Raw genomic sequence first — 9,965 nt, 5'->3', positions numbered from 1 at the left:
TCCTCCCCGTGATTTGTAGTCGTGATTGGCCTTCTCATTTTATATTATAGAGCAAAATAAAGAGCACAACACATTTTCATTTAGTGTTGTGCCTTGAGTGAAACGAAAGGAATGAATTATAAACATGATTTTAAAAGAAATGATGACCATTGTCCGTCAAGAGTGCTTGGCGCCGAACATCTTTTCCTTGGTTTTAAAAGGGGACATGGTTTCAGAGATGAAGCCGGGTCAATTTCTTCATTTACGGGTGCCAGATCAGGCCATGCTACTTCGACGTCCTATTTCGATTTCAGAAATTGATGTTGATCGGCAAGAAGCACGATTAATTTATCGTGTGGAAGGTCAGGGAACAGCTGCTTTTTCTCAGATGAAGGCAGGCGATGTGATTGATGTCATGGGGCCACTTGGAAACGGCTTTTCCCTCGATCATTTAGAATCAGGGCAAACCATTCTCATTATCGGAGGTGGAATTGGTGTTCCTCCCTTGGTGGAGCTGGCAAAACAGGCTCATAAAAAGGATGTCAAGGTGGTTTCTGTGATTGGGTTTGCTGATCGTCAGGCGGTCATTTTAGAAGAGGAATTGCAACGCTACGGTCAAGTATTTGTCACGACGGATAATGGTAGTTATGGTCAAAAAGGCTATGTTTCTACAGTAGTCGATGACTTGTCCCAAGCGTTTGATGCAGTTTATGCCTGCGGAGCGCCGGCTATGATGACCTATGTGGACCAGCGTTTTGAAGATCATCCGCATGCCTATCTCTCTCTTGAGGCTCGTATGGCCTGTGGAATGGGAGCTTGCTACGCCTGTGTAGTTCGTCCTAAAGGCGGCAAGGAATATGAAAATAAGCGTGTCTGTAAGGAAGGTCCCGTCTTTCCAACAGGTAGCCTTGTATGGTGAGAAAGGAGCATGAGATGACAGAAAATCGTTTGAAAATCTCCCTACCAGGACTTGACTTGAAAAATCCGATTATCCCAGCTTCAGGCTGTTTTGGTTTCGGTCAGGAATACGCAGACTATTTTGATTTGAATCGCCTTGGCTCCATTATGATTAAGGCGACGACCCAAGCACCTCGCTATGGCAATCCAACGCCACGAGTGGCTGAGACCCCGTCTGGTATGCTCAATGCCATTGGTTTACAAAATCCAGGTGTCGATGCGGTTCTTGCAGAGAAATTACCCTGGCTTGCACAGCATTTTCCAGACCTTCCCATTATTGCAAATGTCGCCGGCTTCTCCAATGAAGAATACGCCTATGTAGCTGGAAAAATTTCTCAGGCTAAGAATGTAAAAGCGATTGAACTAAATATTTCCTGTCCCAATGTGGATCATGGCAATCATGGTCTCTTGATTGGCCAAGTGCCAGAATTAGCCTATGAAGCGGTAAAAGCTGCGGTGGCAACATCAAGCGTACCCGTCTATGTCAAATTGACTCCTAGTGTGGCAGATATTAGCTTACTCGCAAAAGCAGCAGAAGATGCTGGAGCCAGTGGACTGACCATGATCAACACCTTGGTGGGGATGCGGTTTAATCTGAAAACTCGCAAGCCTATTATTGCCAATGGGACAGGTGGTATGTCAGGCCCTGCGGTCTTTCCTGTTGCACTAAAGTTGATTCGTCAAGTGGCTCAAGTAACGGACCTTCCTATCATTGGTATGGGTGGGATTGATTCAGCTGAAAAAGCGATTGAGATGATGATTGCAGGTGCTTCAGCCATTGGTGTTGGGACAGCGAATTTTACTGATCCCTTTGCCTGTCCAAGCATTATCGAGGACTTATCAAGTGAAATGGACAAGTATGGCATCACAAGCTTGGAAGAACTGCGGCAAGACATTCGTCAGGAATTGAGAGCAGAGACAGCTGTTAAGTAGTTTAGAAAGGGGATTTCACCTCCGAATGAATGAGGAGGCTATTCTGAACAAATAATATTGAGTAGAAATCTGTTGTTATAAAAAAGATATGATTTTATGTTTAGTGTCAGTTGACAAACGTTAGATAAATTAGTATACTATAGACAGTCAATAATCATTTTATTACTATTATCTTGTGCCCATAATGAAACGAAGAGTGATAGTAGCAACAAACCTTTAACTCAGTCCAGAGAGGCTAGAAAGGTGTTCATGGTGAAAGAGGGAGCCTCCCTCCTTTTCGTGCGACCTTGTCTAGTTAGACAAGGTTATTTTTATAGAGAGGAACAACTATGAGAGAAGAACGTCCAGTCATTGCTCTTGATTTTCCGACGATTGAACAGGTTAAAGCGTTTTTAGCCCTTTTTCCGAGTGAGGAAAGTCTGTATGTTAAAGTAGGAATGGAATTATATTATGCGGCTGGTCCAGAAATGATTCGCTATATCAAGAAATTGGGGCATAGTATTTTCCTAGATTTGAAACTGCATGATATTCCAAATACAGTCGAATCCGCCATGCGGGTCTTAGCAGAATTAGGGGTCGACATGACCAATGTCCATGCGGCTGGTGGTGTCGAAATGATGAAAGCAGCTAAGCGTGGTTTAGGGGAATCAGCTATTTTAATAGCAGTGACCCAGTTAACATCTACCTCTGAGGAACAGATGAAGGCAGACCAGAATATTCAAACCAGTTTACAAGAATCGGTCTTGCATTATGCTCAAAAAACCTACGAGGCTGGTCTAGATGGTGTGGTGTGCTCAGCTCAAGAAGCGGCAGCTATCAAGCAGGTGACTTCTGAGAACTTTATTTGTTTGACACCAGGAATCCGTCCGCAAGGTGCAGCAGTTGGAGATCAGAAGCGGGTGGTCAGTCCAGCAGATGCCTATCGGATTGGTAGTGACTATATCGTTGTCGGTCGTCCGATTACGCAGGCAATAGACCCTGTTTCCGCCTACCGCACTATTTATAACGAATGGAATCAACTATAGAATACAAGAATCAAAAAGGAGCACATCATGACATTATCAAGAGAAATTGCAGCACATTTGCTCGATATTAAGGCCGTATATTTGCAGCCAGAAGAGCCATTTACATGGGCGTCAGGTATCAAGTCCCCGATTTATACAGATAATCGGATTACGCTTTCTTATCCAGACACTCGGAGCCTGATTGAAGCTGGATTCGTAGAAAAGATTAAAGAGACATTTCCAGAAGTGGAAGTCATTGCAGGAACGGCAACTGCAGGAATTCCTCACGGTGCAATTGTTGCAGATCGGATGAACTTGCCATTTGCCTATATTCGTAGCAAACCAAAAGATCACGGAGCAGGCAATCAGGTGGAAGGCCGTATTGTGAAAGGGCAAAAAATGGTCGTGATTGAAGACTTGATTTCGACTGGTGGTTCTGTACTTGATGCAGTAGCAGCAGCAGAACGTGAAGGGGCAGATGTGCTAGGTGTGGTGGCCATTTTCACCTATGAATTGCCAAAGGCGGATGCTAATTTTGAACAAGCAGGTGTGAAATTGGTCACTCTATCTAACTATACTGAGCTGATTAAGGTTGCTAAGGTACAGGGGTATATCAATGCAGATGGATTGACCTTACTGAAGAAATTTAAGGAAAATCAAGAAACCTGGCAGGATTAGACTGATCTTGGTGGAAAGAGTGTGGAAATAGCGGTTTGTCAGTATTTCCCCTCTTTTTTTGTAAGAATAGAAATCTTTTATTGAAAATGCTATAATGAGCAGTATGTATCAGTTGTTTTTTAAGTGTATCCAAAAAATAATGTGGCTCTTGCTTCTATTTTGGCTAGTGGTTGTGGTGAAGCATTTACTGGCTCTGCCTTGGATTGGGATGGGTCTTGCTGCGATCATCATCTTTTTCTATTTTGTCCAAAAAGAGTTACTAGGTAGGATTTATGGCTATGCCATGCGTCATAAAAAAGTCTTGCTGACCTTTGCACTGTTGTTTCAAATTGCGGTGGTCCTCTCTGCTAATCTATTGGTCAGACGAGATGCTGCAGTGGTAATTTCAGGTGCCTTACACTTAATAGAAGACCAATCGATTTCCAATTACCTGACACGGAATCCTAATAATCTCGCCTTGTTTTTGTATGCGAGAGGGCTTTACCATCTGTTTGGGAATGCTACTCTTTGGGTACTACAAGTGTTAGGAATCCTCTATGTGAATGGGACGGCTTATATTCTCTACCGAGTTGGTCGTGATTTCTTTAGTCAGCAGGTTGCGGATTTAGTTTTTAGTCTATATTTACTCTTGCTTGGTTTTTCGCCCTATGTTATTCAAACCTATACAGATATTACGTCCCTTCCATTTTTAGCTGGACAACTTTATTTGATGGTAGCACTATTAAAAGAAAAACGGCATGTCAATCAACAGTTAATCGGGCTAGGAGTGGTCACAGCAATTGCTAGTCTTCTTCGACCAACCGCATTGATTAGTGTGATTGCCTTTAGTATGGTCTTGTTTTTTAAGGGAAACTGGAAAGGGTTTGCCCAGACTATGGTGGTCTTTGCTTGTAGTTTTGGGTTAGTCTTTAGTAGCCTAAGCTATGGAATGCACCAGCAGGAAGAAGTAAGGATTGTGCGTGATGAAACCTTGGCAAAGGGATTGACAACCTTTATCAATCTAGGTTTGACCTATTCAGGTACTGATCAAGAAGATATGAAAAAGGGATTGTTGCAGTATATTGCTCCAGAACGCAGAAGTGATTACAATAATGGCATGTTTGCGCAAGAAAATGAAATCAAGGAAATCAAGCGTCGTCTTCACGCTTATACCCCTGTCTCTTTCATGGGCCATTTAGGCTACAAGCTAGCAAACACCCTGTATGATGGTGCCTTGAATTGGTTGTATACTAAGCCTGAGTCGGAGAAAACGCCATTGATTTCACCGCTCTACGTCTATACAAAAAATAATGGGCTGGCAGAAATTATGCGCCAGTCGATTATTCAGTATGATGGGAAGTATTATGACGTTTACCAAGCAGTTAAGCAAGTTATTTGGCTGGTTACTATTATAGGCTTGTTTTGGGCTGTGGGACGCTATCGGTCAGATGATGTGGTGAATTTTTTAAGTCTGGGAGTTTTTGGTGGTCTTTTATTTCTCATGATATTCGAGGGTGGAAAGGCACGGTATTTATTACAGTTTTTCCCACAAATCTTATTGTTATCAAGTATCGGCTTAGCGAGAATGCTTAAAAAGGAAAGGAACTTATGATTTCAGTCATTGTCCCCTGCTTCAATGAAGAAGAAGCAATCCCCCTCTTTTATCAGGAAATGGAGAAAGTCCGTCAGGAAATGGCGGAACGTTTTGAATATCTCTTTATCAATGATGGTTCTAAAGATCGTACCTTAGAGGTTTTACGTGACTTAGCGAGTCAGGACGAGGCAGTCCAGTATCTATCTTTTTCAAGAAATTTTGGAAAGGAAGCGGCACTTTATGCAGGTCTAAAAGAAGCAAGGGGAGATTTGGTCACTGTTATGGATGTAGACTTGCAAGATCCACCGGAATTGCTGATTGAAATGAAGGCCATGCTAGACATTAATGCTGATTTGGATTGTGTTGGCACACAGCGCATAACGCGTGCCGGTGAGCCTCCAATTCGCAGTGCTTTTGCGACTCTTTTCTACAAGGTGATGAATAAAATCAGTCAGGTTGAAGTCGTGGATGGAGCGCGTGATTTTCGCTTGATGCGCCGCCACATGGTGGATGGTATCCTTGAAGTTTCAGAATACAACCGTTTTTCAAAGGGGATTTTTGCCTGGGTTGGCTTTGAAACAGAGTATTTACCTTACGAAAATGTCGAACGTGTGGCTGGTGAAACCAGTTGGTCTTTCTGGGAACTCTTGTCCTATTCAATTGAAGGTGTTATCAATTTTTCAGAAGTTCCGCTCAATATCGCTTCCTATCTGGGATTTTTGACCTTCCTCTTCTCTCTTTTGATGATGGTAGTGATTGTCGTCAAAACCTTGGTGTTTGGCGATCCGACTATCGGCTGGCCGTCAACAATTTGCATTATTTTATTCCTAGGCGGTTTGCAGCTAATGACAATCGGCATTTTAGGGAAATATGTCTCAAAAGTCTTCCTCGAAACCAAGAAACGTCCGATTTATTTAGTGAAAGAAAGAAGTAAGAAAAAGGTGGGTTAATGGAACATTCGGCCTGGCATGATTTAATCAAACAGCAACTCCCTAAAGGCTATTTTGGAAAAATCAATCAATTTTTGGACCATGTGTATGAACGTGGGGTTGTCTATCCACCGAGGGAAAAAGTCTTTAACGCCATTCAGACAACGGCTTTAGAAGATGTAAAGGTGGTCATCTTGGGGCAAGATCCCTATCATGGACCCCAGCAGGCGCAGGGGTTGAGCTTTTCAGTCCCTAATGAGCTATCCGCCCCTCCGTCTCTGCAAAATATCTTAAAAGAATTGGCAGATGATGTGGGTGAAAAAGCCCAGCATGATTTGACTCCGTGGGCGGAACAGGGTGTCTTGCTACTGAATGCTAGTTTGACGGTTCCTGCTGGACAGGCCAATGGTCATGCGGGTCAAATCTGGGAGCCCTTTACAGACGCCATTATCAAGGTGGTTAATCAGAAAGAAAGCCCAGTAGTCTTTATTCTCTGGGGGTCGTATGCGCGTAAGAAAAAGGCCTTGGTGACCAATCCTCAGCACTTGGTGATTGAGTCAGCCCATCCCAGTCCCTTGTCTGCTTATCGTGGCTTTTTTGGCAGCAAGCCTTTTTCACGAACCAATCACTTTTTAGAAAGCAAGGGACTTATGCCGATTGACTGGCTCTTATAGGAGGAAAGATGGTAAAGTTAGCAACAATTTGTTATCTCGATAACGGAAAAGAATTGCTCATGCTGCACCGTAATAAAAAGAAAAACGATGTTCATGCAGGTAAATGGATTGGCGTTGGTGGCAAGCTAGAAGCAGGAGAAACACCACAGGAATGCGCTGTGCGGGAAATTTTTGAAGAAACAGGTCTGCGTGCCAAGCCCGTCTTAAAGGGGATTATTACCTTTCCAGAATTTACGCCAGGTCATGACTGGTATACCTATGTCTTTAAAGCAACAGAATTTGAGGGTGAGTTGGCAGATTGTGACGAAGGAACACTTGAGTGGGTCCCTTACGGTGAAGTCTTAGACAAGCCGACCTGGGAGGGAGATCATACCTTTGTTTCTTGGTTACTGGATGACAAGCCTTTCTTTTCTGCTAAATTTAGCTATAAGGGTGACACCTTAGTGGATAGTCATGTGGATTTTTATGAATAAAGGAGTAGAGATGTTACTTATCAAAAATGGTCGGGTGATGGACCCTAAAACAGGCTTTGATCAGGTGTGTGATGTCTTGGTTAAAGGTAAAAAAATCGTACAGATTGCGGAAAAAATCGAGGCGCAGGCTGACCGAGTGATTGATGCGACCGGAATGGTCGTGTCACCTGGTTTGATTGATATTCATGTGCATTTTAGAGAACCTGGTCAGACCCACAAGGAGGATATTCACACAGGAGCGCTTTCAGCAGCAGCTGGGGGCTTCACACGGGTGGTCCTGATGGCCAATACTAATCCAACCATTTCAACGGTTGAAACCTTGAAAGAGGTGCTAGCTTCTGCGGCACGTGAAGATATTCATATCCATTCGGTGGCAACCATTACGGAAAATTTTGATGGACAGCATCTAACAAATTTCAAGAATTTATTAGAAGCTGGTGCCGTTGGTTTCTCAGATGACGGCATTCCCTTGACCAGTAGCCGTGTGGTACGTGAGGCCATGGAAGAGGCTAAGAAATTAGGCACCTTTATCAGTCTTCACGAAGAAGACCCCGAACTAAATGGTATTTTAGGTCTTAATGAAGAAATCGCCCGCAAGCATTTTCACGTCTGCGGGGCAACAGGTGTTGCAGAATATAGTATGGTGGCGCGTGATGTCATGATTGCCTATGCGACTAAGGCGCCTGTCCATATTCAGCATTTGTCCAAGGAAGAAAGTGTCAAGGTAGTCGAATTTGCCCAACAATTAGGGGCGCAGGTCACAGCAGAAGTAGCACCGCAACATTTTTCAAAAACGGAAAACCTACTGTTAACACAAGGTAGCAATGCCAAGATGAATCCGCCTTTGCGCTTGGAATCAGACCGCTTGGCAGTCATTGAGGGATTGAAATCAGGAGTTATCTCCATTATCGCAACAGACCACGCTCCCCATCATCGGGACGAGAAAAATGTAGATGATATTACCCAAGCACCGTCTGGCATGACAGGTCTTGAGACATCGCTCTCGCTCGGCTTGACCTATCTGGTTGCAGCGGGACATTTGACTCTGATGGAGTTATTGGAAAAAATGACCATAAATCCAGCTCAACTCTATCAGTTTGATGCGGGATACTTGGCAGAAAATGGTCCAGCAGACCTTACGATTTTTGCGCCAGATGCGGAGCGAACCGTTGCGCCTGATTTTCGATCTAAGGCTAGCAATTCGCCTTTTGTTGGTGAAGCCTTAAAAGGTCAGATCCACTATACCATTTGTGATGGTGAGATTGTTTATACTCATTGAAAATCAAAATAACTAATTTATACTCATCCAAAATCCAAAAATAACACGATGTATCGAATAGCAAAATAAGATTCCACAGTTTAGAGCGAACGAAGTGAGCTTGAAAGGATATTTTCGCCCTAGTGGTATTATTAGTGACAGAGTTGCTGTCACTAATAACGGAATTTTTGAGACCTAGGCTCAAAAATAAGTATTGCTTCAACAGTCTGGGGGACTGTTGAAGGTTGGAAGTAAGGATTATGAAATAATCCTCAACGAGTGTGAGGTTGCTTCCGCTCCGCACTACTTAAGAAAATATCAAAAAGTTATTTTTTGAAGTTAACTGAGTATTATCCACACTATCTAATAAAGTATCGTAAAATGCTAATTTTGATATTAATAGAGTATTATGAAGTAAACTAGACAATAAAAAATCTAAGGATATTATATCCTTAGATCAGATTGAAGACAAAGTCCATAGAATTCATTTTCTAAGGGCTTTTCTTTATAAATAGGAGTATAATGAAAGTATCTCATATGAGGAGGATAAGAGCTATGCTTCATAAAGAACAACCAGAATATAACCGTAAGCAGTATGGTTTCTATACACTCGATCAACTCGTCCCGGAAGATCATTTCCTACGCCAAGTGGATGAGTTGATTGACTTTGATTTCATTTATGACTTGATTGAAGATACTGACTCTTCTGATAATGGACGTCCAAGTTTAGACCCGATTATGCTCATCAAGATTCCTCTTATCCAATGTTTCTATGGCATTCGCTCTATGCGTCAAACGATGAAAGAGATTGAAGTAAATACCGCTTATCGTTGGTTCCTTGGGTTGACTTTGGAGGATAAGGTGCCTCATTTCACAACCTATGGCAAGAATTACAGTCGGCGTTTCCAAGACAAACAGGTCATTTCTGTGATTTTTAATCGGGTGTTGAGCCAAGCTCTAATGTCTGGTTTAGTTGACCCCAGTGAGATTTTCGTGGATGGTACTCATATTAAAGCAGCTGCGAACAACCACAAGTACCGTAAGGAAATAGTGGTACAACAGGCTAAATTTATGAGTGACCAACTTGAACTTGAGATTGATGAGGACAGGAAGAAACACGCAAAAAAGTCGTTAAAGCCCGTTACAAAAAGCGAGGCTAAGGAAAAGAAAGTATCTACCACTGACCCAGAGAGTGGCTGGTTTCACAAGGGCGAACATAAGGAAGTGTTTGCCTATTCTGCTCAGGTGGCTTGTGACAAGCATGGTTGGGCTTTAGCTTATAGTATTGAGGCTGGCAATGTCCATGACAGCCAGGTCTTTCCTGTGCTCTTTGCCAAACTTGAACCTTTTACCCCACAATTTCTAATCGCTGACTCAGGTTATAAAACACCCAGTATAGCTAAATTTCTTTCAGACAAGAATATCACGCCTGTTTTTCCTTATACCAGACCAAGAGGGATTCAGGGAAAACTTCGTCCAAAAGATTTTGTTTACGATGAACACTTTG

10 protein-coding genes are annotated in these 9,965 nt (G+C 42.8%); all 10 read left to right on the top strand.

What is annotated here, in order from left to right; translation table 11 throughout:
- Positions 1 to 124: 124 nt before the first annotated feature.
- Complete coding sequence (locus tag ABPH35_RS09170; RefSeq protein WP_349989463.1) at positions 125 to 898, top strand: dihydroorotate dehydrogenase electron transfer subunit; 774 nt, start codon at positions 125 to 127, stop codon at positions 896 to 898.
- A gap of 14 nt (positions 899 to 912) precedes the next feature.
- On the top strand, positions 913 to 1,869 hold the full coding sequence (locus tag ABPH35_RS09165) for a dihydroorotate dehydrogenase (protein ID WP_349989464.1): 957 nt from the start codon (positions 913 to 915) through the stop codon (positions 1,867 to 1,869).
- 329 nt (positions 1,870 to 2,198) lie between these two features.
- Positions 2,199 to 2,894: an orotidine-5'-phosphate decarboxylase gene (gene pyrF / locus ABPH35_RS09160; protein ID WP_349989465.1), complete on the top strand. Its 696-nt coding sequence runs from the start codon at positions 2,199 to 2,201 to the stop codon at positions 2,892 to 2,894.
- Positions 2,895 to 2,921: 27 nt separating this feature from the next.
- Complete coding sequence (gene pyrE / locus ABPH35_RS09155; protein ID WP_349989466.1) at positions 2,922 to 3,551, top strand: orotate phosphoribosyltransferase; 630 nt, start codon at positions 2,922 to 2,924, stop codon at positions 3,549 to 3,551.
- A gap of 103 nt (positions 3,552 to 3,654) precedes the next feature.
- Positions 3,655 to 5,142, top strand: a complete 1,488-nt coding sequence (locus ABPH35_RS09150; RefSeq protein ID WP_368849761.1) for a glycosyltransferase family 39 protein — start codon at positions 3,655 to 3,657, stop codon at positions 5,140 to 5,142.
- The gene (locus ABPH35_RS09145) at positions 5,139 to 6,074 is read left to right on the top strand and encodes a glycosyltransferase family 2 protein (RefSeq protein ID WP_349989468.1); all 936 of its coding nucleotides are present in this window, start codon (positions 5,139 to 5,141) and stop codon (positions 6,072 to 6,074) included. Before ABPH35_RS09150 ends, ABPH35_RS09145 begins: the two co-directional genes overlap by 4 nt.
- Positions 6,074 to 6,727, top strand: coding sequence for a uracil-DNA glycosylase (locus ABPH35_RS09140; protein WP_349989469.1), 654 nt, complete (start codon positions 6,074 to 6,076; stop codon positions 6,725 to 6,727). The genes ABPH35_RS09145 and ABPH35_RS09140 overlap by 1 nt, the downstream gene beginning before the upstream one ends.
- Before the next feature lie 8 nt (positions 6,728 to 6,735).
- Positions 6,736 to 7,200 carry an NUDIX hydrolase gene (locus ABPH35_RS09135; RefSeq protein WP_349989470.1) on the top strand — a complete coding sequence of 155 codons (465 nt, stop codon included), beginning with the start codon at positions 6,736 to 6,738 and terminating at the stop codon, positions 7,198 to 7,200.
- A gap of 10 nt (positions 7,201 to 7,210) precedes the next feature.
- Positions 7,211 to 8,479, top strand: a complete 1,269-nt coding sequence (locus ABPH35_RS09130; protein ID WP_349989471.1) for a dihydroorotase — start codon at positions 7,211 to 7,213, stop codon at positions 8,477 to 8,479.
- Positions 8,480 to 9,013: 534 nt separating this feature from the next.
- Positions 9,014 to 9,965: IS1182 family transposase (locus ABPH35_RS09125; protein ID WP_368849760.1), on the top strand; the 952-nt coding region annotated here is incomplete at its 3' end.

It is taken from the genome of Streptococcus handemini (assembly GCF_040984445.1).
Classification (GTDB): Bacteria; Bacillota; Bacilli; order Lactobacillales; family Streptococcaceae; genus Streptococcus; species Streptococcus handemini.
The sequence above is the reverse complement of the archived record's forward strand: the minus strand, read 5'-3'. Positions and strand labels throughout refer to the sequence as shown.